Origin of the sequence: Ensifer sp. Root278 (genome assembly GCF_001429285.1) — a bacterium.
GTDB lineage: Bacteria > Pseudomonadota > Alphaproteobacteria > Rhizobiales > Rhizobiaceae > Ensifer.
Genome location: NZ_LMJJ01000006.1, coordinates 86,079 through 111,225, shown reverse-complemented (window position 1 = coordinate 111,225; position 25,147 = coordinate 86,079). Strand labels below are relative to the sequence as shown.

The 25,147-nt window shown below is 63.6% G+C and carries 17 protein-coding genes; 10 read left to right on the top strand and 7 right to left on the bottom strand.

What is annotated here, in order from left to right:
• The first annotated feature begins 2 nt into the window (after window positions 1-2).
• Genes xdhA through xdhC form a run of 3 tightly spaced genes read left to right on the top strand, consistent with a single transcriptional unit; the run spans window position 3 to window position 4,717 of the window.
• Window positions 3-1,481: a xanthine dehydrogenase small subunit gene (gene xdhA / locus ASE60_RS08040; protein ID WP_057249221.1), complete on the top strand. Its 1,479-nt coding sequence runs from the start codon at window positions 3-5 to the stop codon at window positions 1,479-1,481.
• A gap of 11 nt (window positions 1,482-1,492) precedes the next feature.
• Complete coding sequence (xdhB, locus tag ASE60_RS08035) at window positions 1,493-3,832, top strand: xanthine dehydrogenase molybdopterin binding subunit (RefSeq protein ID WP_057249220.1); 2,340 nt, start codon at window positions 1,493-1,495, stop codon at window positions 3,830-3,832.
• Between the two features lie 18 nt (window positions 3,833-3,850).
• Window positions 3,851-4,717, top strand: coding sequence for a xanthine dehydrogenase accessory protein XdhC (xdhC, locus tag ASE60_RS08030; RefSeq protein ID WP_057249279.1), 867 nt, complete (start codon window positions 3,851-3,853; stop codon window positions 4,715-4,717).
• A 4-nt stretch (window positions 4,718-4,721) separates the two neighbouring features.
• Here the strand turns inward: xdhC and ASE60_RS08025 are convergent, their stop codons facing one another.
• Window positions 4,722-5,528, bottom strand: coding sequence for an NAD(P)H-dependent oxidoreductase (locus ASE60_RS08025; protein ID WP_057249219.1), 807 nt, complete (start codon window positions 5,526-5,528; stop codon window positions 4,722-4,724).
• Between the two features lie 94 nt (window positions 5,529-5,622).
• Here ASE60_RS08025 and ASE60_RS08020 point away from each other — a divergent pair, with 94 nt between their 5' ends.
• Window positions 5,623-6,549 (top strand): LysR family transcriptional regulator, encoded by a 927-nt coding sequence (locus ASE60_RS08020; RefSeq protein ID WP_057249218.1) that lies wholly within the window; start codon window positions 5,623-5,625, stop codon window positions 6,547-6,549.
• Window positions 6,550-6,654: 105 nt separating this feature from the next.
• Here the strand turns inward: ASE60_RS08020 and ASE60_RS08015 are convergent, their stop codons facing one another.
• On the bottom strand, window positions 6,655-7,569 hold the full coding sequence (locus tag ASE60_RS08015; protein ID WP_057249217.1) for a LysR family transcriptional regulator: 915 nt from the start codon (window positions 7,567-7,569) through the stop codon (window positions 6,655-6,657).
• 147 nt (window positions 7,570-7,716) lie between these two features.
• On the opposite strand from ASE60_RS08015, the gene ASE60_RS08010 reads away from it, so the two are divergent.
• Together ASE60_RS08010 and guaD are read left to right on the top strand one after the other, a co-directional pair.
• Window positions 7,717-8,955 (top strand): urate hydroxylase PuuD, encoded by a 1,239-nt coding sequence (locus ASE60_RS08010; RefSeq protein WP_057249216.1) that lies wholly within the window; start codon window positions 7,717-7,719, stop codon window positions 8,953-8,955.
• On the top strand, window positions 8,952-10,304 hold the full coding sequence (gene guaD / locus ASE60_RS08005; protein WP_057249215.1) for a guanine deaminase: 1,353 nt from the start codon (window positions 8,952-8,954) through the stop codon (window positions 10,302-10,304). Before ASE60_RS08010 ends, guaD begins: the two co-directional genes overlap by 4 nt.
• A gap of 101 nt (window positions 10,305-10,405) precedes the next feature.
• Here the strand turns inward: guaD and ASE60_RS08000 are convergent, their stop codons facing one another.
• Entirely contained in the window at window positions 10,406-11,227 is an 822-nt protein-coding gene (locus ASE60_RS08000; protein ID WP_057249214.1) for an IclR family transcriptional regulator, read from the bottom strand.
• Between the two features lie 170 nt (window positions 11,228-11,397).
• Between ASE60_RS08000 and gcl the strand changes: the two genes are divergently transcribed.
• The 4 genes from gcl (at window position 11,398) to ASE60_RS07980 (ending at window position 16,454) form a co-directional block, all read left to right on the top strand.
• Window positions 11,398-13,185 carry a glyoxylate carboligase gene (gene gcl / locus ASE60_RS07995; RefSeq protein ID WP_057249213.1) on the top strand — a complete coding sequence of 596 codons (1,788 nt, stop codon included), beginning with the start codon at window positions 11,398-11,400 and terminating at the stop codon, window positions 13,183-13,185.
• Window positions 13,186-13,250: 65 nt separating this feature from the next.
• A complete protein-coding gene (hyi, locus tag ASE60_RS07990) occupies window positions 13,251-14,066 on the top strand; it encodes a hydroxypyruvate isomerase (RefSeq protein ID WP_057249212.1) in 816 nt (271 codons plus the stop codon).
• 5 nt (window positions 14,067-14,071) lie between these two features.
• Window positions 14,072-14,956, top strand: a complete 885-nt coding sequence (gene glxR / locus ASE60_RS07985) for a 2-hydroxy-3-oxopropionate reductase (RefSeq protein ID WP_057249211.1) — start codon at window positions 14,072-14,074, stop codon at window positions 14,954-14,956.
• Between the two features lie 229 nt (window positions 14,957-15,185).
• On the top strand, window positions 15,186-16,454 hold the full coding sequence (locus ASE60_RS07980) for a glycerate kinase (protein WP_057249210.1): 1,269 nt from the start codon (window positions 15,186-15,188) through the stop codon (window positions 16,452-16,454).
• 32 nt (window positions 16,455-16,486) lie between these two features.
• On the opposite strand, the gene hpaH is transcribed toward ASE60_RS07980, so the two are convergent.
• From hpaH to ASE60_RS07965, 4 genes are all read right to left on the bottom strand, one after another.
• Window positions 16,487-17,290 carry a 2-oxo-hept-4-ene-1,7-dioate hydratase gene (gene hpaH, locus ASE60_RS07975; protein WP_057249209.1) on the bottom strand — a complete coding sequence of 268 codons (804 nt, stop codon included), beginning with the start codon at window positions 17,288-17,290 and terminating at the stop codon, window positions 16,487-16,489.
• A gap of 75 nt (window positions 17,291-17,365) precedes the next feature.
• The gene (locus tag ASE60_RS33485) at window positions 17,366-17,503 is read right to left on the bottom strand and encodes a hypothetical protein (RefSeq protein WP_244495562.1); all 138 of its coding nucleotides are present in this window, start codon (window positions 17,501-17,503) and stop codon (window positions 17,366-17,368) included.
• A 53-nt stretch (window positions 17,504-17,556) separates the two neighbouring features.
• Complete coding sequence (pbpC, locus tag ASE60_RS07970) at window positions 17,557-19,638, bottom strand: penicillin-binding protein 1C (protein ID WP_057249208.1); 2,082 nt, start codon at window positions 19,636-19,638, stop codon at window positions 17,557-17,559.
• A gap of 8 nt (window positions 19,639-19,646) precedes the next feature.
• Window positions 19,647-25,103, bottom strand: coding sequence for an alpha-2-macroglobulin family protein (locus ASE60_RS07965; protein ID WP_057249207.1), 5,457 nt, complete (start codon window positions 25,101-25,103; stop codon window positions 19,647-19,649).
• Between the last annotated feature and the right edge of the window lie 44 nt (window positions 25,104-25,147).

The following is a 25,147-nucleotide window of genomic DNA, read 5'->3' as shown; positions in this document are numbered from 1 at the left end:
CGATGACGATCCAGATCCGCAACACCATCCGCTTCATCCTGAACCATCGGCTCGTCGAACTTGCCGACGTCTCTCCGGTCCAGACGCTACTCGATTTCCTGCGCATCGACCGCAACCTCAAGGGCACCAAGGAAGGCTGCGCAGAGGGCGACTGCGGTGCCTGCACGGTGCTCGTCGGACGCTTGCTCGACGGCAAGCTCAAGTATGAATCCGTCAATGCCTGCATCCGTTTCGTCGGTTCGCTCGACGGCTGTCATATCGTCACGGTGGATTCGCTGGCGCAGCCGGCCGGCCCGCTGCACCCGGTGCAGCAGGCGATGCTCGACACGCACGCTTCGCAGTGCGGCTTCTGCACGCCCGGTTTCGTGATGTCGCTCTATGGCCTTTGGATGGAAAACCCGAAGCCGTCCATCGCCGAAATCGAAAAGGCGCTTCAGGGCAATCTTTGTCGGTGCACCGGCTATGCCGCGATCATTCGCGCAGCCGAAGCGATCTCGACGATCGGCGATGTTGGCAAGGACCCGCTCGTGGTCGAGCGCGATCGGATCGCCAAGGAACTGGCGTCGCTGCAGGACGGCCGCCGTGTGGAAATCGGCTCCGAGACGGAACGCTTCATCCTGCCGGGTTCGGTCGACGATTTTGCTGCCGTGTTCGAAGCCAACCCCAAGGCGACGATCGTTGCCGGCTCGACCGACGTCGGGCTGTGGGTCACGAAGTTCATGCGCGACATCTCTCCGGTCATTCACCTGATCCATCTCGAAGAGTTGCGGCGGATCACGGTCGATGCGGATGGCGTCACGCTTGGCGCCGGTGTGAGCTATGCCGAGGCCTATCCTGTTATCGTCGCGCATTTCCCCGAACTGACGGAGCTCTGGGACCGCATCGGCGGCCAGCAGGTCCGCAACATGGGCACCGTCGGCGGCAACATCGCCAACGGCTCGCCGATTGGCGACACGCCGCCGGCCCTGATCGCGCTTGGCGCTTCGATCACGCTGCGCAAGGGCGCTCGCCGTCGCACGGTCGTGCTTGAGGATTTCTTCATCGCCTATGGCAAGCAGGATCGCGAGCCAGGCGAGTTCGTGGAATCCGTGCGCATCCCGTTCGTCTCGGATAATGCCCGTCTCGCTGTCTACAAGGTGACGAAGCGTCTCGACGAGGATATCACCGCCGTCTGTGGCGGCTTCAACATCGCCTTCGACGCCGGTCGGATCACCGATGCGATCATCGCCTTCGGCGGTATGGCCGGCACGCCGAAGCGGGCCGCCAATGTCGAGGCGGCGCTGAAGGGCGCGGAATGGAACGAGGACACGATCGAGCGCGCGGTCGCCGCTTTCGATGAGGACTTCACGCCGCTCACCGACTGGCGCGCCTCGGCCGAGTACCGCCAACTGGTGGCGAAGAACCTGCTTCGCCGCTTCTATCTCGAAACGCAGTCGAGCGGCCAGATCCGCCTCGATCGCACCATTGCTGTCGCGGTTTAAGGGAGGAAGCCATGAACGTGATGCAGCCCATCGACCGCATCCGCGGCGGCGTGCACGAAAACGAACGCCACGAATCCGGCCACAAGCATGTGTCGGGTACGGCCGAATATATCGACGACATCCCGGAACCCCAGGGCACGCTGCACGGCTATCTCGGCCTGTCGCAGCGCGCGCATGCCGATATCCTCTCGATCGACTTCGAAGCGGTAAATAGCAGCGAAGGCGTGATCGGCGTGCTGACGGCGGCCGACATTCCCGGCGAAAACGACATTAGCCCGGCCCACAAGCACGACGAGCCGATCTTCGTCACCGACAAGGTGGAGTTCCACGGCCAGCCGATCTTTGCGGTCATCGCCACCTCCCGTGAGGCGGCCCGCCGCGCGGCGGCCAAGGTCAAAATCGAGTACCGCGACCTGCCGCATGTGACCGATGTCCTGGAAGCGGCGGCCGCCAACTACCCGCTGGTGATCGATCCCTTGAAGCTCGAGCGGGGCGACATCGAAGCCGGCTTCGCCAAGGCGAAGAACATCCTTGAAGGCGAGATGCGTATCGGCGGCCAGGATCACTTCTATCTGGAAGGGCAGATCTCTTTCGCCATCCCCGGCGAGGACGACGAAGTGCTCGTCTACTCCTCGACGCAGCATCCGGCTGAGACGCAGCACATGGTTGCGACCGTTCTCGGCGTGCCGTCGAATGCGGTGACCGTCAACGTGCGCCGCATGGGCGGTGGCTTCGGCGGCAAGGAAACCCAGGCCAACATTTTCGCAGCGGTTGCAGCGGTTGCTGCCAAGAAATACCGCTGCCCGGTCAAGGTCAGGCCGGATCGCGACGACGACATGAGCGCGACCGGCAAGCGCCACGACTTCCATGTCGACTACAAGCTCGGCTACGACGATGAAGGTCGTATCGAGGCGGTGGACGCTGTCTTTTCGGCGCGCTGCGGCTATTCGGCGGATCTCTCCGGTCCGGTCACCGACCGGGCGCTCTTCCACGCCGACAATTGCTACTTCTATCCGAACGTGCGCCTGCGCTCGCGTCCGCTGAAGACCAACACGGTCTCCAACACCGCATTCCGCGGTTTCGGCGGTCCGCAGGGCATGGTCGGCGGCGAACGCATGATCGAGGAGATCGCCTATGCCGTCGGCAAGGATCCGCTCGAAATCCGCAAGCTGAACTTCTACGGCGGCGAGGGCCGCAACCTCACGCCCTATCACCAGACGGTTGAAGACAACATCATCGGCCGCATCATCGAGGAGCTGGAAACCTCGGCCGACTATGCCAAGCGTCGTGAGGCGGTGATCGCCTTCAACCGCGAAAACCATGTGGTCAAGCGCGGCATCGCGCTGACACCGGTGAAGTTCGGCATCTCCTTCACCAAGACCGAATACAACCAGGCCGGCGCGCTGGTGCACGTCTATACGGATGGCTCGATCCATCTGAACCACGGCGGCACCGAGATGGGGCAGGGGCTCTACACCAAGGTCGCCCAGGTGGTTGCCGATGAGTTCCAGGTCAACCTCGACCGGATCAAGGTGACGGCGACGACGACCGGCAAAGTGCCGAACACGTCGGCGACGGCTGCCTCCTCCGGTTCCGACCTGAACGGCATGGCGGCCGCCAACGCCGCCCAGCAGATCAAGGAGAGGCTCGTGCGCTTTGCCGCCGAGCGCTGGAACGTTGCTGAGGCCGACGTCGCTTTCGAGCCGAACACGGTTCGCATCGGCGCCGAACGCCTTGGTTTCAACGAGTTCATCAAGATCGCCTATGGCGCCCGCATCCAGCTTTCGGCTGCCGGTTTCTACAAGACGCCGAAGATCCACTGGAACCGCGCGGAAGGCCGGGGCCGGCCGTTCTTCTACTATGCCTATGGCGCTTCTTGCTCCGAGGTCAGCGTCGATACGCTGACTGGCGAATACCAGGTCGATCGCACCGACATCCTGCACGACGTTGGCCGCTCGCTGAACCCGGCGCTCGACCTCGGCCAGGTGGAGGGCGCCTTTGTTCAGGGCATGGGCTGGCTGACGACGGAAGAACTCTGGTGGGATGCCAAGGGTCGGCTGCGCACGCACGCGCCTTCGACCTACAAGATCCCGCTTGCGTCGGATCGGCCACGCGTCTTCAACACACGGCTTGCCGAATGGTCGGTCAACCGTGAGGAAACCATCCGCCGTTCGAAGGCGGTCGGGGAACCGCCGTTCATGCTCGGCATTTCCGTTCTGGAGGCCTTGTCGATGGCGGCGGCCAGTGTTGCGGAGTATCGTATAGCACCGCGCCTTGATGCGCCGGCGACGCCGGAACGAGTGCTGATGGCGATCGAGCGGCTGCGGGCGGCCGCGAGGCAGAAAGGGTAACAGGGGCTGATTGTCATGGTGGCGAGCCGCGAGGATATCAGGGACTTTCTCCGACGCGAGCCGGATTGCGTGCTTGTGGAAGTGACGGGTGCAGCCGGCTCGACGCCGCGCGACACCGATGCCTGGATGCTCGTCGCCACCGATAGCCTCTTCGGCACGATCGGCGGCGGCCAGCTCGAATATATGGCGATCGACCATGGCCGGCGGGCGCTGAAGCGCGGCGACGCGCTGGAGGCAATGACCATCCCGCTCGGTCCGGAGATCGGCCAGTGTTGCGGCGGGCGCGTGGCGCTCGCCTTCACACGCATCGATCGGGAGAAAGCCGCCATGCTGATTGAACGCAGCGACCTGGAAATCGCCAGCCGGCCGCATGTCTATGTCTTCGGCGCCGGCCATGTCGGCGATGCGCTGGCCATGGCGCTGTCCCTGGTTCCGGTCCGCACCGTTCTCGTCGATACCCGCGAGAACGAGCTTTCGGCTGTCGCCGATATACCGGGCATTGAAACCTGCCTGACGGCGATGCCTGAGGCGGTCGTGCGCGATGCCCCGCCCGGCAGCGCCTTCGTGATCCTGACGCACGACCACGCGCTCGACTTCCTGATCGCCGCCGAGGCGCTTCGCCGCGACGACGCATCCTATGTCGGCATGATCGGCTCGAAGACGAAACGCGGGACCTTCAAGAATTGGTTGTCGCGTGAGATCGGCCGCCCGGATCTTTTCGACCGGCTCGTCTGCCCGATCGGCGGCACGTCGGTTAAGGACAAGCGGCCGGCCGTCATCGCAGCGCTTGCCGCCGCGGAAGTCATGGCGGCGGCGCTGAATTTCCGGCAGCCGGCCCAACCCGATAGCCCGCGTCGTCCGGCTGTCGCGAAGTTTGCACGCTAACGGCTCAGGCGCTATTGCCCTGGTGTATCGCACCGTTCAGGTGAAGCGCAAAGCCGCGCGCGTCTGCGGCTTCGATATCCGGACGCAGCTCAAGGGTCGGGATCAGGTAGTCGCCGCCATTCTGCCGGCGATAGGGAATAGGCGGCGTGGTTGTTAGCGTGCGCATCCTTTGCCTCAGCCGCTCGGCCGTCGCTTCGAAACCGGCTTCGTCAAGACCGTCGACCCGGTAGGCGACAAAAGGCGGAAGTACGTCGTAGCCGGGATAATAGAGAACGCCGTGATTGATCGGGAAAAGCAGATCGTCGATCGGTCCGTTGACCCCGCGCGGCGAGTAGTGTTCTTCCCAGCCACCTGTTGTCACCACCAACATGGCACGTTTTCCTGCGAGCGTTCCCTCGCCGAACCGCTTGCCCCAGTATTTGTCGCTGTGTTCGCCAACGCCATAGGCGAAGCCATAGGCATAGACGCGATCGACCCAGCCTTTCAGGATCGCCGGCATCGAGTACCACCACAGCGGAAACTGCAGGATCAGGGTATCGGCCCATAGCAGATTTTCCTGCTCGGCCCTGACATCAGCGGTCAGGGTATTGGTCGCGAAGGCTTCCTTCGAGGCACGGCTTGGCTTGAACCGGGCATCCGGAAGGAGCGCGGGGAAGTCGGCGCGGTCGATCTCGGATTTCCATCCTTCGGCATAGAGGTCGGTGACGCGCACCTCGTGTCCCTCGGCTTCCAGCGCCTTGACAGCGACATCGTGCAGTGTCCCGTTCAGCGAACGCGGTTCGGGATGGGCATAGACAAGCAGAACTTTCATGGTCGGCAATCCTTCAGTCGTGAACTGAGACTTTAGGTAGACCGCCGTTTGTCCATGCGGTAGATATCCAATATGGATAGGATTATACCGAAAAATGGATAAATCGGACGTGACGCTGGAACGGATGCGAAGCTTCGTACGGGTCGCCGAGCGCGGCAGCCTGTCGGCCGTTGCCCGCGAACTCGGCATCGGCCAGTCGAGCGTTACGCGGCATCTGAGGGAGCTGGAGGAAGCCGTCGGCGTGCCCCTGCTTAGCCGCACCACCCGGCGCGTCACGTTGACCGACGAAGGCAGTCGTTACTATGCCAACAGCATCCAGATCCTACGCTTAGTCGACCAGGCAGGCGACGAGGCGCGCAGCACCCGCGGCGCCTCGGCCGGGACCATCCGGGTATCCTGCACCGCCGCCTTCGGGGTCCTGCACGCAACCCGCTTGATCTTCGCCTTTCAGGATCGTTATCCTGATATCGAGGTCGATCTCAGCCTGACCGACGAGCGGATCGATCTGGTGCGGGAAGGGGTCGATATCGCGCTGCGTCTCGGGCCGCTCACCGACAGCTCCATGAAGCTCCGGGTGCTTGGCGAAAGCCGCCGTCTGTTCGTCGCCGCGCCCGCCTATCTGGCGGCACGTGGGTGCCCGGCTGCCCCGCGCGACCTCGCTGCCCATGAGGGAATCCGCATGTCGAACGTCGCAGGCAGTGACCTGATCTCGCTGGAAGGAGCAGACGGCCGCAGCCACGCGGTACCCTTTGGCGGGCGGTTCCTCGTCGACCATGGGCTTGCCGCCCGCGAGGCGCTGGTCGCCGGGCGCGGCATCGCACCAACACACCAATGGCTCGTCGACGATCTCCTGGCGAGTGGTCGGCTGTTGCCGATCCTGCCGGACTACAGGCTGCCTTCGGTGCCGCTCAGCCTGCTGATCGTGCCCGAGCGCGCAGGCATCGCCCGGGTTCGCCTGCTGGTCGACTTTCTCGTCGAGCAGGTCAGCGGTATTGCCGGTATTGAGAAGACGAGAGGCTAGAGCATCCCGCTTTCAGTGGAATCACTGAAAGCGGACAAGATGCTCTAGAATCAAAGTGCTAGAGCGTCCTTAGTGCGTTCGTCTGAACGCACGGCGCTCTAGACGCTACTCCAGCGCCTTGCCGATCAAGCGCTGACAGCGCTCGGCCATGTAGTCGATCATCAGCCTGACTTTCGGATCTTGGAAGCGCTTGTGTGGATAGATCGCCGCAAGCTGTACGCTGAGCGGCGGCGTGTCGACCAGAATCGGCACCAGCGCGCCGGAATTGATGTGGCTTTTCACCTCGAAGAGAGGCTTGTTGATGATGCCGCGGCCGTCGAGCGCCCATTGGGTAAGCACGTCGCCGTCGTCCGAATCGTAGGGGCCGGTCACCTCGAGTTTGCGCATGCCTTCCATGGTCTGGAGCGTCCAGAAATACTCCTTCGAACCCGGGTAGCGCAGCAGCAGACAGTCGTGTTTGTCGGCGATCAACGCGTCAGGGGTTTGGGGCACGCCGCGCTTTTCGAAATAGTCGGGCGACCCGCAGACCACGCGCTCGCAGTTCATGATGCCACGCATGCGCAGGTTCGAATCTTCGAGGATGCCGAGCTTGAACGCGACGTCGACGCCTTCCGAGAGGATATCGACATTGTGGTCCGACAGACGAAGCCGCACTTCGATGTCGGGATACTTGTCATGGAATTCGGGAATGCCCGACGCAATCAGGCGCCGACCTATCCCCAAGGGAGCGGTAATCTTCAGCGCCCCCTTCGGATTGCGCGATAGATCGGCGATCGCGTTTTCGGCCTCGTTGACCGCTTCGAGGATCTTCACCGCGCCATCGTAAAAGACGCGGCCATGCTCCGTCGGGGTCAGCTTGCGCGTCGTTCGGTTGAACAGGCGAACGCCCATATGGCGTTCCAACTCTTTGATTCTATTGCTTGCAACCGCCGGCGTCACGCGCTGGTCGCGACCGGCCGCCGATAGGGTTCCAAGCTCTACGACGCGCACGAAGACGCGCACATTGTCCAGATAAGACATGCCTCCGTCCCACTCCTCCGGCTTCTCTCTAGCCTATCCATTGCGTCGCTATTTTATAGATTTTTTTGAAAGTGTTGGTGAAGCAGCGACGTTCCCGCGACCTCCAGCAATGACACATAATGGTCCGAGGAGAAATGGGAGAATTCCATGTACGAGTATGCCATAGCCTGGGATTGGCTCACCTTTGCCATGAGATGGCTGCACGTCATCACGGGTATCGCGTGGATCGGTTCGTCATTTTATTTCGTTGCACTTGACCTTGGCCTGAAGAAGCGACCGGACCTTCCGGTCGGTGCCTATGGCGAAGAGTGGCAGGTGCACGGTGGCGGCTTTTACCACATCCAGAAGTATCTGGTGGCGCCGGCCAACATGCCGGAGCACCTGATCTGGTTCAAATGGGAATCCTACGTCACCTGGCTTTCCGGTTTCGGCATGTTGTGCATGGTCTACTATGCCGGTGCCGACCTCTACCTGATCGATCCGAATGTGCTCGACGTTTCGAAGCCGGTGGCGATCGCCATCTCGCTGGGCTCGATCGCCTTCGGCTGGCTCGCCTATGACACGATCTGCAAGTCGCCCTTCGGCCGCGACAACACCAGGCTGATGGTGCTTCTGTACTTCATCCTCGTCGGCATGGCCTGGGGTTACACGCAGCTCTTCACCGGCCGCGCCGCCTTCCTGCATCTCGGCGCATTTACCGCGACGATCATGTCGGCCAACGTGTTCTTCATCATCATTCCGAACCAGAAGGTTGTCGTCGGCGACCTGATCGCGGGCCGCACGCCGGATCCCAAGTACGGCGTGATCGCCAAGCAGCGCTCAACGCACAACAACTACCTGACGCTGCCAGTTTTGTTCCTGATGCTGTCGAACCACTACCCGCTGGCCTTTGGCACCCAGTTCAACTGGATCATCGCCTCGCTGGTGTTTCTGATGGGCGTCACCATCCGCCACTGGTTCAACACCCGCCACGCCGACAAGGGCAATCCGACCTGGACCTGGCTCGTCACCGCGCTGCTCTTCGTCGCGATCATGTGGCTGTCGACCGTGCCGAAGGTGCTTGCCGGCGGTGGCGAGGAAAAGATCTCCGCCGCGCAGCAGCCCTTCGTGACGGCGGAAGCCTTTCCGAAGGTCCGCGACACCGTGCTTGGCCGCTGTTCCATGTGCCATGCCAAGGAACCGGGCTGGGAAGGATTGGTCGTGCCGCCGAAGGGCGTGACGCTCGAAACCGACACCGAGATCGCAAACCACGCGCGTGAAATCTATCTGCAGGCCGGCCGTTCGCATGCGATGCCGCCCGCCAACGTCACCGGCGTATCGGACGAGGAGCGGCAGTTGCTCGTCGCCTGGTACGAATCCGTCATGAATGGAGGAAAGACCCAATGACCGATTTGCTGATCCGCGGCCGCGTTCTGACCTTTGTCGACGAGCCCAAGGGCATCGACGATACCGCCTCCTATCGCTACTTCGAGGACGGCGCCGTGCTGGTGCGGGGCGGCAAGGTTGCCGATATCGGCGAGCATGCCGAAGTCGCCCGCCGCGCCGGCGCCGGCGTCAAGGTCGCGGACCACCGCCCCAATCTGGTGTTGCCTGGCCTGATCGACACGCACCTGCATTTCCCGCAGACGCAGGCGATCGCCTCCTACGGCGCGCAGCTTCTCGAATGGCTGAATACCTACATCTTCGTCGAGGAGCAGAAGTTCCGGAAGCCGGAACATGCCGACTACATCGCCGGCCGTTTCATGGACGAGCTTCTGTCCAACGGCACGACGACGGCCGTCGCCTATTGCTCGGTGCACCCGGAAAGCGTCGACGCCTATTTCAGCGCCGCGGAAGCCCGCGGCATGCTGATGATCGGCGGCAAGGTGATGATGGACCGCAATGCGCCCGACGCGCTGCGCGATACGCCGCAACTGGGCTATGACGAGACCAAGGCGCTGATCGCCAAGTGGCACGGCCGCGGCCGTGCGCATTACGCCATCAGCCCGCGCTTTGCCATCACTTCGACCCCGGAACAGATGGAGATGAGCCGCACGCTCGTGGCCGAGCACCCGGAGTGCTACGTCCAGACGCATCTTTCCGAGAACAAGGACGAGATCGCCTTCGCGACCTCGCTCTATCCGGAGGCCAAGGACTACACCGATATCTACGCGCGCTACGACCTTCTGACACGCAAGACCTTGCTCGGCCACTGCATTTATTTGAGCGATCGCGAGATCTCGGTTCTCGCCGAGACAGGCGCGGTCGGCACCTTCTGCCCGACCTCGAACCTGTTCCTCGGCTCCGGTCTCTTTGACAGGGATCGCTTCGACAAGCTCGGCGCGCGCTGGTCGGTCGCGACCGACGTCGGCGCCGGAACGAGCTTCTCGATGCTGGAGACGATGGACGAGGCCTATAAGGTGTTGCACCTGCAGGGCCAGCGGCTGACACCGTTCAACTCGTTCTATCGCCTAACGCTCGGCAATGCTCGCGCGCTTGATCTCGAAGATCGTATCGGCTCGCTGCATGTGGGCGCCGATGCCGACATCGTCGTGCTCGACAGCCGTGCCAAGCCGTCGATGGAGCTGCGCATGCGGGTTACCGGTTCGCTTGCAGAGGAGCTGTTCATTCTGCAGACGATGGGTGACGACCGCTGCGTGGCGGAGACCTACGTCGCTGGCAAGCCGATGAAACGCGCTGCAAACGGCGCGAAGGATGGGGCAACGGCAGCGGTCAGAAGCCTCGAAACGGCCTGACCGGGCTTTGAACGCCTTTTGGGGTTCGCGAAGCCGAAAAAGGGTTGAGCCCACCATTCAAAACGCCGCGTTTCGTTTGGATACGCGGCGTTTTCTCGTGCTTACAGGTCTTCCGGTCGTTTGCCACCCATTGCCCTCGTCAGGGCGTCGGCGCGTTCGCGCACGATGGGGCCGAACGTCGAAAGCTTCTGGTCGCTGACGCGGACGGACGGGCCGGAGATCGAGATGCCGGCGATGGTTTCGCCATATTCGTTGAAGATTGGTGCTGCGACACAGCGCATGCCGAGCGTGTGCTCCTCATCGTCGACGGACCAGCCGCGGTGACGGATTTCCTGGATGTCCTTCAAGAGCGCCGACAGCGTGTCGCGGGTCTTGTCGGTGAAATGCGCGAGTTCACGGCCACCGAGCAGCTGAGCGATCTCCTTGTCCGACCAGGTCGAAAGGATCGCCTTGCCGATGCCGGAGGCATGAACCGGACCACGGCGGCCGGGGCGGAAGAAGGCGCGCATCGGCGCGTGGCTTTCGACCTGCGAGATGAAAACGACATCGCCGCCTTCCTCGATGCCGATATTCGCCGTTTCGCCGCTTTCCTCCATGAGGCCCTTGAGGAAGGGGCGGCTGATCGTTCCGAGCTTGCGGAAGCGCAGATAGGCGTTGCCGATCTCGAAGGCCTTGAGGCCGACGGTCCAGGCGCCGGTGTCCGGGTCGTTCATTACCATGCCGTGGCCGGCCAGTGTCGTCAGCAGACGATGCACTGTGGATGGCGGCATGCCGGTCTGGTCGGCAAGCTGGGTCAGGGTCGAGCCGTCCTCCTCGGCGACCACCGTCAGAAGAGCAAGGCTGCGATCGAGCACCTGTACGGATGACGGTGCTGCATTCTCGCCCGCCTTGCGTCCGCGTTTTCCCCTGCCGTTGCCATCCATCGAAGCCTCTCTGCAAATCACGTCTCTCGCCATCATCCTCTATCAGGCCACGGAGGGATTTTCTCCGAATTGTTGAAAATCTTTATTTCCACATTATGGAAATGATTTCCATTTATGTGTTGCGTATCGAAAATTATGGATTATGTTTTCAGGAAATAGGAGGAAATCCCATGGCTAAGATGCGTGCCGTTGACGCGGCTGTTTATGTTCTGGAGAAGGAAGGCATCGACTGTGCCTTCGGCGTACCTGGCGCCGCCATCAACCCGTTCTATTCGGCTCTGAAGGCCCGCGGTTCCGTCCGCCACATTCTCGCCCGCCACGTCGAGGGTGCCTCGCATATGGCCGAAGGTTATACCCGCGCCAAGCATGGCAATATCGGCGTCTGCATCGGCACGTCGGGCCCGGCCGGCACAGACATGATCACCGGCCTCTATTCGGCTTCAGCGGATTCGATCCCGATCCTCTGCATCACTGGGCAGGCGCCGCGCGCCCGGCTCGACAAGGAAGACTTCCAGGCTGTCGATATTGCGAAGATCGCCGCACCCGTCACCAAGTGGGCGGTTACCGTCATGGAGCCGGCGCTGGTTCCCTTCGTCTTCCAGAAGGCTTTCCACATCATGCGCTCCGGCCGTCCCGGCCCGGTGCTGATCGACCTGCCGGTCGACGTCCAGCTCGCCGAGATCGAGTTCGATCCGGACACCTATCAGCCGCTTGAGCCCTATAAGCCGAAAGCGACGCGTGCCCAGGCCGAGAAGGCCCTGGCCATGCTGAACGAGGCGGAGCGTCCGCTGATCGTCGCCGGCGGCGGCATCGTCAACGCCGACGCCTCGGACCTCTTGACCGAATTCGCCGAGATCACCGGCATTCCTGTCATCCCGACGCTGATGGGCTGGGGCACGATCCCCGACGACCATCCGCTGATGGCCGGCATGTGCGGCCTGCAGACCTCGCACCGCTATGGCAACGCCAACATGCTCGCTTCCGACTTCGTTCTCGGTGTCGGCAACCGTTGGGCCAATCGCCACACCGGCAACGTTCCGACCTATACGGAAGGCCGCAAGTTCGTTCACGTCGATATCGAGCCGACCCAGATCGGTCGTGTCTTCGCCCCTGATTTCGGTATCGTCTCGGATGCCGGCGCTGCGCTGAAACTCTTCCTCGACGTCGCGACGGAGTGGAAGACGGCCGGCAAGCTGCGCGATTGGTCCGCCTGGGCGGAAGAGTGCCGCGAGCGCAAGCGCACCATGCTGCGCAAGACCCATTTCGACCAGACGCCGCTCAAGCCCCAGCGCGTTTACGAGGAGATGAACAAGGCCTTCGGCCGCGACACCTGCTACGTCTCGACCATCGGTCTCAGCCAGATCGCCGGTGCGCAGTTCCTGCACGTCTACAAGCCGCGCAACTGGATCAACTGCGGCCAGGCTGGCCCGCTCGGTTGGACTTTGCCAGCGGCTCTCGGCGTTCGCGCCGCTGATCCGGACCGGCCGATCGTTGCGCTTTCCGGCGACTACGACTTCCAGTTCCTGATCGAGGAACTGGCGGTCGGCGCCCAGCACAAGCTGCCTTACCTGCATGTGGTCGTGAACAATTCCTATCTCGGCCTCATCCGCCAGGCGCAGCGCGGCTTCAACATGGACTTCGAGGTCAGCCTTGCCTTCGACAACATCAATGCCTCGGGCGATGCAGAGAAGGGGTACGGCGTCGACCACGTCGCGGTTGCCGAGGGCCTCGGCTGCAAGGCGATCCGGGTGCGCAGCCCGAACGAGTTCCAGGAGGCCTTTGATCGGGCACGGGCGCTGATGGACGAGCACCAGGTTCCCGTCGTCATCGAGTTCATCCTCGAGCGCGTCACCAACATCTCCATGGGCGCAGACATCAATGCCGTCGTCGAGTTCGAGGAATTGGCGATCCGCGGCGAAGACGTGCCGACCGCAATCACGGCCGCCCTGCTCGACTGAGCAAAATGCGGGCGGTTTTCCGCCCGCATCCCGCTCCAAAGACAAACACAAGGAGGAGACATCGCATGGCGAAGTTCGCTGCGAACCTGACAATGCTGTTCAACGAGGTGCCGTTCCTCGATCGTTTCGCCCTTGCTGCCAAGGCCGGCTTCGAAGGCGTGGAATATCTGTTTCCCTACGAATTTGAGAAGGTGAGCCTGCGCGCCGAGCTTCAGCGCCACGGCCTGACCCAGGTTCTGCACAACCTGCCGGCCGGCGATTGGGCCCGCGGCGAACGCGGCATCGCCATCCTGCCCGACCGGGTTGACGAATTCCGCAAGGGTGTCGCAAGCGCCATCGATTACGCGACGGCGCTCGATTGCAAGCAGGTGAATTGCCTAGTCGGCATCGCGCCGGATGGCGTGTCCGACAGCATCCTGCGCACGACGCTGGTTGCGAACCTGAAGCTCGCCGCGGCTGAACTCGGCAAGCATGGCATTCGCCTGCTGATCGAGCCGATCAACCGCTTCGACATTCCGGGCTTCTACCTGAACACGGTGGGCCAGGCCGCTTCGATCATCGAGGAAGTCGGCAGCGACAACCTCTTCATCCAGTACGACCTCTACCACCAGCAGCGCACCGAGGGTGAACTGGTCGGCACCTACAAGCGCTTTGCCAACCGCATCGCCCATGTTCAGCTTGCCGATAGTCCCGGCCGGAACGAACCCGGCACCGGCGAGATCAACTATCCCTTCGTCTTCGACGCACTGGAAGAGGCCGGCTACGACGGCTGGATCGGCTGCGAATACAAGCCGCGCACCACCACGGCCGATGGCCTTGGCTGGCTCGGCACCGAGCGCCAGCGCACCCAATCTGCAGACATCATCAAGATCAGGAGCTAAGCACCATGGCAACAATCGGTTTCATTGGACTGGGTATCATGGGCACGCCGATGGCGCGCCACTTGCAGGATGCCGGCCACACCATCGTCACCTCGAAGTTCGTCATTCCGCCGCGCCAGGAACTGCTCGACAACGGTTTGAAATTCGTCGAAACGCCGAAGGCGCTCGCCGAGACCGTCGACACGATCATCCTGATGCTGCCGGACACGCCTGAGGTCAAGGACGTCCTCTTCGGCGAAAACGGCGTTGCTTACGGCCTTTCCAAGGGCAAGCTCGTCATCGACATGAGCTCGATCTCGCCGATCGAGACGAAGGAATTCGCCAAGAAGGTTCGCGAAACCGGCGCCGAATATATCGACGCTCCGGTCTCCGGCGGCGAAGTCGGCGCCAAGAACGCCTCGCTCTCGATCATGGCCGGCGGCGCCCAGGAAAGCTTCGACCGCGCCCTGCCGCTCCTGCAGCTGATGGGCAAGAACATCACCCTCGTTGGTGACTGCGGCGACGGCCAGGTCACCAAGGTTGCCAACCAGATCATCGTCGCGCTGACGATCGAAGCGGTTTCGGAAGCGCTTGTCTTCGCGTCCAAGGCCGGCGCCGACCCGGCACGTGTTCGCGAGGCGCTGATGGGCGGCTTTGCTTCCTCGCGTATTCTCGAGGTACACGGCGAGCGCATGATCAAGCGCACCTTCGACCCGGGCTTCCGCATCTCGCTGCACCAGAAGGACCTGAACCTGGCTCTCCAGGGCGCAAAGTCGCTCGGCATCTCGCTGCCAAACACGGCAGCAACGCAGGAGCTCTTCAACAACTGCGCCGCCAACGGCGACAGCGGTCTCGATCACTCGGGTCTCGTGCGCGCGCTGGAGCGCATGGCGAACCACCAGGTCGCCTAGCGCAATTCCCGGAAAAGTGTGAAGCGGTTTTCCGTTCGGAATTGCGCCGCTTCAAAAGCGCAAGGCATGAAATGCACATGATCCGTCTGGCGTCCTATTGTGCCGGGCCGGTCATGTGTCCGGGCGGCGGTTGGAGGAACCGCCGCCCGAGACATCATCAAGCAATTCCAGGAAAAGTGTGAAGCGGTTTTCCGCCCGGAAATTGCGTAAGTGCTCTAAGGGGAGACAAATGCCAGCCATCACCGACCCACGCCGCTTCCTGGAAACGCTGTTCACCTCGGCCGTTGCCGCGGCTGACCCGGAAAAGGTGATTGCGGCCAATCTGCCGGAGCGGCCGAAGGGGCGCACGGTGGTCGTCGGCGCCGGCAAGGGCGCGGCGCAGATGGCGGCCGCCTTCGAGCGCCATTGGGATGGCCCGCTTTCTGGCGTGGTCGTCACCCGCTATGGCTACGCTGCCCCTTGCGAGAAGATCGAGGTGCTTGAAGCATCGCATCCACTCCCCGATGAAAACGGTTTACTTGCCTCGAAGCGTTTGCTCACCGAAGTCACCGGGCTGACGGAGGACGACCTCGTCGTGGCGCTCGTCTGCGGCGGTGGCTCGGCGCTTCTGCCTTCGCCTCCGCCCGGCCTGGCGCTGGAAGACGAGATTGCCGTCAACCGGGCACTGCTTGCCTCCGGTGCGCCGATCAGCGCCATGAACGCCGTGCGCAAGCACGTCTCGATGATCAAGGGCGGCAGGCTTGCCGCCGCCGCCTATCCGGCAAAGGTCGTCTCGCTGATCGTCTCCGATATTCCAGGCGACGATCCGGCGCTGGTCGCTTCCGGCCCCACGCTTGCCGATGCGAGCACTCGCGAGGATGCGCTGACGCTGATCGAGCGCTACAGCCTGGATTTGCCCGCCAATGTCATGGCTTGGATAAAAAGCCCGAATAGCGCCGCGCCGTCGCCTGACGATCTGCGCTTTGCCCGAAACGAAGTCCGGCTCATCGCGTCCGCGTCGGTCTCGCTCGAGGCTGCGGCTACCGAGGCGCGTGCCGCGGGCATTGAAGCGATCATTCTTTCCGATGCGATCGAGGGCGAGGCGCGCGATGTTGGCGGCGTGCATGCGGCGATCGCCCGTGAGGTTGCCGGTCGCGGCCGGCCGTTTACCAAGCCTGTCGTCGTTCTCTCGGGTGGAGAGACGACGGTGACGATCCGCGGGAAGGGCAAGGGTGGCCGCAACAGCGAGTTTCTGCTGGCGCTGGCGCTCGGCATCGATGGCGCCAACGGTGTCTCGGCGCTTGCCGCCGATACCGACGGCATTGACGGCTCTGAGGACAATGCCGGCGCCTTTGCCGATGATACGACCATCGCCCGGCTCGTCGCCCAACGGCTTGATGCGGCAGCGCTGCTGCAGAAGAACGACAGCTGGACGGCGTTTAATGCGCTCGGCGATCTCTTCAAGCCGGGGCCGACCGGCACCAATGTGAATGATTTCCGCGCCATCCTGGTGCAGTGAAACGGGCGTGTGCGTAGCCAGCCACGTTCGCGCTACGCGAAGTGGCAGCTCACCGAGCCATAGGCACCGAAATCGGCGACGATCGTGTCGCCGCTCTTGGCCTCGAGCGTGCGGATGAAAGAGCCTGAGAGGACGATCTGACCGGGCTCGATTGCATCGCCGCATTGCGCAAGCCGGTTGGCAAGCCAGGCGATGCCGCGGGCCGGATGGTTGAGGACGCCGGCCGCAAGCCCCGTCTCCTCGATCACCGCATTGCGCGAGACGATAGCGCCCATCCAGCGCATGTCGACCCTATCCGGACGTACGGCGCGACCGCCGAGGATGAGGCCGCCATTGGCGGCATTGTCAGAGATCGCATCGACGAGGGTTCGCGCCTTCTTGCTTTTCGGATCCGTGCGGACGATGCGGCTGTCGAGGATTTCCAGCGCCGGCATCACATAGTCCGTGGCGTTCAGCACCTGGACGATATTGACGCGCGGACCCTTCAGCCCGGCCTTCATCACGAAGGCGATCTCGGCTTCGACCCGTGGTTGAATGAAGCGGTCGGCCGGAATGCTTGCGCCATCATCGAACAGCATGTTGTCGAAGAGTACGCCGGAATCCGGCGTGTCGATGCCGAGTGCCTGCTGCATGGCGTTGGACGTCAGGCCGATTTTCCAGCCGATGATGCGGTGGCCGTCGTCGCGCTTGCGCCTGACCAAGGCCGCCTGGATCGCATAGGCGTCGTCGACAGTCATGTCGGGATGTTTGAGCGACAGAAGCCCGATCTGTTTTCGATCCTGCTCTGCCTGATGCAGGCTTTCGGCAGCCTTGGCGATCTCGGTTGCATTCAGCATGGTCCGGCCCCTCCACTCCAGCGTGTCTCACGATACACCAAGGTAGCCACGCGGGCACCGGTCGTCTTGTGATAGTCAGATCGGCTGGCTCGCCAGCATCAGGCCAAGGCCGATGAGGATCGAGCCGCAAGCGCGGGGCACCAGGTGGCCGGCGCCACCAGCCAGCCGCCCGAGCGTGAAGGAAGCGAGGAACACGGCGGCGACATCGGCCACCGCGGCAGTACTGGCTGCAAATCCCGAGGATGGCGTGCGTGAACGGAGCGCCGCTACTCGATAAAGACGCGCACGCTGGCGGCGCGGCCGACCGCGTCGATGACGGTGAGTGTCGAATAGCCGACCCCATCCGGCTGCCATTGTGTCACGCGGCGCCGGGTCAGCTCAGGGAGAGGCCGGCCATTGGCGAGCCAGCGGAATGGCGCTCGTCCGCCTTGCAGCTTGAGCGTCAGCGGCGAAATTGCCTGATGATCCATCCCAAGTTCGACGCGCGCGCCTTCGGGCGGGAAGACGATCTGCGGCGCCGGTTCGCGCGCTGAAGCGTTGACGAGGCCGCTAGCGGTCAGCGAGAAGCGGCGCTGGCTGATCGGCAGTTCCGCTTGCGAAATGCGGATCGCGCCGGCAGGAGCATCCGGTAGCGGCGTTATGCCGAAGCCTGACTTGGCGAAGCCTTCGAAGAGAATGGGGGCGGCACTGCCATAGCCGGTGAGGCCCGGTACGGCACCGTTGTCGGGACGGCCGACCCAGACACCGAGCACGTGGCGGCCGTCATAGCCGACCGACCAGGCGTCGCGGTAGCCGTAGCTGGTGCCGGTCTTGTAGGCGATGCCGCGCTGGCGGCTGCCCGTCGGCGGCAACACGCCCGAGAGCGCATCGGAAACATTCCAGACGGCGACGGGGGAAAGTAAGGGTTCGGCCTCGATCAGGCCGGCCTTGCCATCGATGCCGTCGCCAAGACGAAGGGGGAAGCCGCGATTGGCAAGTGCTGCATAAAGCTGGACGATATCGCGCAGCGAAAGTCCGACGCCGCCAAGGCCAATGGCAAGTCCGGGCGCTTCGCCTGCCGGCAGCCCCGGTTTAACCTCGGCGCGGCGGAAGCGCATCATCAGCTCAGCCGGGCCGACCGCATCGAGAAGGCGGATCGCCGGCACGTTCAAGGAGAGTTGCAGCGCCTCGCGCACGCTGACATCGCCCTGATAGCTCATGTCGAAGTTGCGCGGACGATAGCCGAAGAAGTCCGCCGGCCGATCCTCGATGATCGTTTCCTGGCTGACGAGCCCCTCTTCGAAGGCGAGGCCGTAGATGAACGGCTTGAGGGTGGAACCCGGCGAGCGCGTGATACGGGTCATGTCGATCCAACCGGAGCGGCTCGCATCAAAATAGTCGGCAGATCCGACCGAAGCGACGATCTCGCCGGTTTTGGCATCGGCCATCATCATGGCGACCGAAACCTTCGGCCCCAGCTTGGCAGCGCCCTCCTTTGCCACGGCCTCGAGGTTACGCTGGACGGCGAGGCGCAAGGTCGTCTGATGCCGGGCCGCGTGCGCGTCCTTGCGCAACGCGCGCTCGGCGAGATGGGCGGCATAGGACGGCAGCTGTAGGCGGCGCGAGGGGACAGATGTCGCGATTGCGCGCTCGGCTTCGCCGTCCCCGATGACGTCAGCGACGGCGAGACGGGTCAGCACCCGCTCGCGGGCAGCGACTGCCGCGGCATGATTGCGATCCGGCCGGCGCTTTTCCGGCAATTGCGGCAGGGCGACGAGCAGCGCTGCCTCACCGGCCGTCAGCCGCTTCGGCTCCTTGCCGAGCCAGGCGAGACTTGCGGCGCGCACACCCTCGATGTTTCCGCCATAGGGCGCGTGGGTGAGGTAGAGGTTGAGGATCTGGTCCTTCGATAGGCGCCTTTCGATCTGGATAGCGCGGGCGATCTGCAGGAGCTTCGCGGTGACGGAGCGCTGCGCGCGCGGCTCGATCAGGCGTGCAACTTGCATCGAGAGTGTCGAGGCGCCTGAGACGATCCGGCCGTTGCTGACGAATTGAAGAGCAGCGCGGCCGAGCGCGAGGAAATCGACGCCCGAATGCTCCTGGAAGCGCTGGTCCTCATAGGCGATCAGCATCTCAAGAAACTGCGGATCGACATCGTCGACCGTCGTCTTCAACCGCCAGAGACCTTCCGGTGTTGCGAAGGCGCGCAGCAACTGCCCGTTGGCATCGTCCACCTCACGTGAGACGACGCCAGCCTCCGCAAGTGGGGGCGGAAAGGCCTCGTCGGCCTTCTCGATCGCAAAGCCCGTCAGCCCCGTCAGCAGCAGGCAGACGGGCAAGGCGATCAGCAGTTTGCGCCCAATCGACATGGTCGTGCCTATTGTGCCGCCTGAACCTCCATGCGCCCGGTGGCAGTGCGGGCCGAAAGCTGCGGCCGGTACATATCCTCGACGGAGGCAGCCGGATGGTCGTAAACGCCTGGGGTCACGGCACGCACCACATAGGCGAGCGTGACTTCGCGCCCCGCACCCGTGCTTCGGTCCAGCGCCGCGACGAAGCGGTCGTTGCGGAACTCCGTATGCGTCGCGGTGATTTCGCCGAGCCACTCGAAGTTGCTGAGCTGGGCGCTGTCGACGAGGCTCGGATTGTCGATCTGGAAGCCGGCCGGCAACAGGTCGGTGACGAGCACGCGCGACGGCCAGTCGTTGGCTTCCGTCACTTTCAGTACGACGACATAGCGCTGGTTCTGTCGCGCTTCCATGACGTTCGCCTCGGCGCCATCGAGCGTGTAGTAGGTACGCTCGATGGTGAAACCGTCGCCGCCGGCCGAAAGCGGCTGGGCAGGTGCGGCGACCGTGGTGACGACGGCCGAGACCGGATCGGCGCCCTGGTTGCGGATCACGATCGGATGGGTCGTAAGCGCGTCGCCGGTCATCTGGGCGGCATAGCTGCCAGTCTTCGATGCGCCATTGACCTCCAGTGCCATATCCTCGTCGCCGTTCTGGATGGCGCGGGCGGCAAGCAGCATCCAGGCCTGTTCCTGGGTGCTGGTGTAAGTCTTCTGCTCCCATTCGCGCGCGACGATCTTCGACAGCTCGGGAACGATCGGCGGCACCGGACGGCTTTCGGCGGCGAGCGCCAGCACCGCCGCGTTGTCACGCAGCGACGAGCCGTAATCGGAGCGCGACAGGCTGACATTGATGAGGCCGGTCGACATGTTCGCCGCCTTGGCAAAGGTATCCTGCGACCCCTGGGCGTCGCCATAGAGTGCCAGCGCCGCGGCGATATGCGCCTTGGCGAGCGGCGTCGGGAAGTCGTCGATCAGCGTGTTGGCGTAGTAGCGCAGGTCGTTGATCGCCGCCTTGCGATTGCGGGCGAGCACGTAGAGCGCATAGGCGATCTCGTTGCCGCGATCCTTGGCATTGGTGTCGTAGCTGACGCCGTTCTGCAGGTTTTCGAGCGCCTGGACCATCGCGGCCTCCGGCACGTCGTATTTCTGTTCGCGGGCGCGGGTCAGGAAGTCGGTGACATAAGCATCGAGCCAGAGGTCGCCATAACCCGGCCCCCAGAGGCCGAAGCTGCCCGACGACGATTGATAGGAAAGGACGCGATAGATCGCCTCCTGCACCCGTTTCGTCACGCCTTCGTCGTCGGTGAGACCGGACTGCTTGGCGAGCTCGCTGAGATAGAGCAGCGGCAGTGCGCGGCTCGTCGTCTGCTCGGCGCAGCCATAGGGGTAGCGATCGAGCGTCATCAGCAGCGCCGGCATATCGAAGGCGGCCGAACGCGTGACGCTGAGGTTGACCGAGGCGCCCTGCAGAATGCTGTCGGCGAGCAACTGCCCGTCGACGGTCAGGCTGCTTCCCGGCGCGATCGCGACGACCTGTCGCTGGGTCACCGGCAGGGTGGCCGGACGCACGAGCAGATCGAGCGACTGTTCCAGCGAAAGGCCGTTCGCACCGGTCAGTGCCACCGTGACGACGCCGTTGCCGGGGTATTGCCCGACCACCGGCAAGGTGATGGAGGAACGGCCGCCCTGTTCCAGGGTCACCGTGTTGCCGGTGCCCGGTTGTTCGACCGTGGCGGGACCGCTGGTCGTGACATGGATCTGGTAGTCGCCGGCCGGTGCATCGGTGTTGGCGATGTCGAGCCTCAGTTCCGACCGGTCTCCCGGCGCCAGGAACCGCGGCAGGCTGGCGGTGACGACGACCGGATCGCGGATCACCACGTCGCGCGTGGCGTGGCCGACGCCGGATTTCGTCCAGGCAACGGCCATCAGCCGCGCCGTTCCGTTGAACTGCGGGATGTCGAAGCTGACGGTCGCCTTGCCGTCGCCGTCGAGCTGCACCGGACCTTCGAAGAAAGCGACCAGCTTTTCCGTGGGCGGGCTGCCCTGAAGAGCGACCTGTCCGCCGTCACCGCCGGTGCGCAACCGCCCGGTGGCGCCAAGCGAGCCGTCGATCAGGCGGCCGTAGAGGTCGCGGATCTCGAGGCCTAGCTGCCGCTGGCCGAAGTACCAGGCTTCCGGATCTGGCGCCTCGTAACGCGTGAGATTGAGGATGCCGACGTCGACCGCGGCGATCGTCACATAGGCTTCCTCGTTGGCACCGGCACCGGCAACCTGAAGGCTGGTGTCGAGTGCCTTACGCGGTTCCATTTTTTCCGGTGCATCGAGTGTGACCGCGAGCTTGCGCTCGGCCGGATCGACCGAGAGCCATTTGATGCCGATCGAGCGCATCGGCATGCGGCTTTCCTGCGCATCGCCCGGCCGGTAGAGCGTCGCCGTCACATAGGCGCCGGCGCCCCAGGCTTCGGTAACCGGCAGCTCGACTTCGCCGCCTTCCGCGGCAATCGATGCGGTCTGGGTGGTGATCAGGTTCTCCGTGCCGACAGTGACCAGCAGTTCACCGGCAAAGCGCGGCGAGACCTTGAGCTTGGCCGTGTCTCCGACCGCGTATTTCTCCTTGTCGAGCGCGATCTCCAGGCCGTCGGGCGTTTCGGTCGAGGTGGCAGCGACATACCAGCCGGCGTCGAACTCGACGCTCGACGTCGGACCGTCGATCGAGGCTGTCTCGACCTCCAGGCGATAGCGCCCCCAACCAACCGGCACGGCGATTTCGCCGCCGTCTTCCGTCAGGTCGACGCTGCCGTTTGCCACCTGCTTGGTGGTGACGACAGGCTCGTATTTCCAGGCGCTGCCGTCACGGTACCAGTGATAATTGCGCTCGACGCTGATGAGTTTCCACAAGGCCCCGGGCATGGCGATCTTGCTGCCGCTCGGATCGACGGCGATGACACGGAACTTGCCGACGGAATTTTCGGCGAGTTCGCCTTCGAATTCCGGCTTGATCCCGAGCATCGGGCCCTCGGCGCGCACGGGCAGTTTCAGCGAACGTTCGACGGCGCGGCCGCCGGCCTCGCGCATGCGGACGGTGACGGTCGCGTCGAGCAGTTGCGTGGTCGAGGGCACTTCATCGATGAGGACGTCGAAGCTGGATTTACCTTCCTCGTCGAGCGGTGAAAGTTCCTCAAGCGGCAGGCGCGTGTCTTCGCTCGCCTCTTCGTCGGCGAGGCCGAAGGAATAGCCCTTGAAGGCGGCACTTTCGCGCGTCGGCTTGATCGTCACTTCGCCTTCGAGCTCGAGGCCGGCCGCGGGCGCGCCGTAGAGATAGCGCCCGTCGACAGCGACGCTTGCCGTCTCGCCGACAGCGATTTCCTTTGCGTCGCTCGTCAGGTCGAATTCGGTACGATCGGGCACGAAGTCGTCGACCAGGAATTGCTTTTCGCCGATCGCCGGGGATTTCGGATCGGTGAAGATCTGCATCGTCCAGGTGCCGCGCATGGCGTTTGCCTGGGTGTCTAGATCGAGCGTATGGCCGCCGAGCTTGCCGCCGGGGCTGGTCATGCGGCGATATTCGACGCCATCAGGGCGCAGGAAGACGAAGGTCAGCGGCAGGTTTTCGATCGCCATGCCGTCGACGTCGCGGGCAAGCGCTGCGGCATGCACCGTCTCGCCGGCGCGGTAGATGCCGCGCTCGGTCCAGGCGAGAATGTCGATGGCGCCGGGGGCCGCGCGGCCTGTGACGCCGCGGTCCGAGAGGTCGAAGCCGGCGCGGCTCATGTCGAGGAAGACGTAATCGTCTTCGCCGTTCTTGGCGGTGATGACAGCAGGGGTCAGTCCGGCCGTGCCACGGATCAGGCCGGCGGTGAAGGTAACGCGGCCATCGCTATCGCTGGTCGCGGTGCCGAGGATCTCGTTGTTCTTGGCGACGAGCTGCAGTTCGACGCCTTCGATCGGTTCGGCCGACGCGAGCGAGCGAACGAAGACGTTCAGCCCGTCGGTGCCGGCATAGGTGGAAACGCCGATATCGGAAACGACGAACCATTGCGTCGCCCGCGCATCCCATTCCTGGCTGACGCCGGTGGTCGGGGCTGCGGTTAGAACGTAGACGCCGGGCTTGCGCTCAGGCAGCGCCTCGTCGACCGGGAAGCTGGTGACAACCTCCTTGTTGACGTCACGCTCAATGTCGATCGTGCCCTGCCATACGAGTTCGCCGCTTTCGTCCTCAATGCGCTGGGCGCTGTAGCCGTCGAGCTGGGTCAGGAACTGCGAGCTCTGCAGCACCTGGGCGATGCTGCGGTCGCCGACGCGGTAGAGCTTGAGTTTGGCGCTGTCGGTATTGACTGATACGAGGGGGATGCCGCGGCGCGCGGTCGAGGGCAGCACGAAGCTGTCGCCGGTGAAGCGCACCATCTGGGCGCGGTCCGCGACATAGATGTCGAGGGTGACAGGCGCTTCGAGCACTTCGTCCACGGTGGAGGGCAGGCCGGTGCGAAGCGTCAGCTTGTAACGCTCGCCATGCGAAAGTCCCTCGACGCAGATCTGGTCGCCCTTGGCTTCAAGCGCTTTTGGCGCCGCACCGTTGACGGTGACGAAGGAGGCATAGTCGGCGCCGCTCTTCAGAAGCTGTTCTGAGAACTGCACGCAGGCGCGGGGCGTTGCTGCGTCCGAGTCGATCGTATGCTCGACCACGCGGAAGCCCTTGCGCTGCTTGAGATCGAGATAGGCCGCCTCGACCGATTTCGCCTTCACCAGCTCCAGGCTCGCCTTGTAGGCGTCCAGTGCGGCGCGGAAGTTTTCAGCGCCTTCCAGCGATTTCGCCATGACGGCGAGCGCATGGGCGCGGCTCTCGGTCGTGCGCGTGAGTTCATAACCGTTGATTGCAGCGATCGCCGCTTGCATCGACACGGCCGAATTGTTGGTGATGCGGTTGGCCGTGCGGGCTGTCTCAAGCCAAAGCTCGGCGTCGTCGGGCGTGATCGCCAGCGCACCCTGGAACGCCTTCAGGGCGTTCTCGATATTGCCCATGCCGGCCTGGCCGCGCGCCATGTCGAGGAGCGTATTGACGCCCATCCCCTGCTGGTCGTCGGCAAGGGCGAGGTTGGCCTTGGTGTTGCGGGCGTCCTGCAGGATCTGGTCCGACAGGAATTTCAGCCGCGGCGGCGCGCCGATATCGGCTTCGGCGGCCTGCGGCTGCACGATCTTGCCGGCGATCGCGCCCGGGAAGGAATTCAGCTGATTGTAATCGGACTTGAGGAAGCACCACTTCACCTTGGGATTGTAGGTGAAGGCGCGGCAGGACTGATCGGCGATACAGGTCTGCTGGCACTCATCGAGCGAGACGTTTTGCTCGGTCCTGAGATCGAAACCGAAATAGTCGCCATCCTGCGTTATCTCGACTTGGCGACCGGTCTCCTGCGCAGCGGCGGGACTTCCGATGGTCAAAAGAGACAAAAGTAGGGTGGAAAGGCCGAATAACGCGCGCACAGACATCAAGTCCTCCCAACGCTGCCGGTCTCGATAGAGGCTTCACTTTT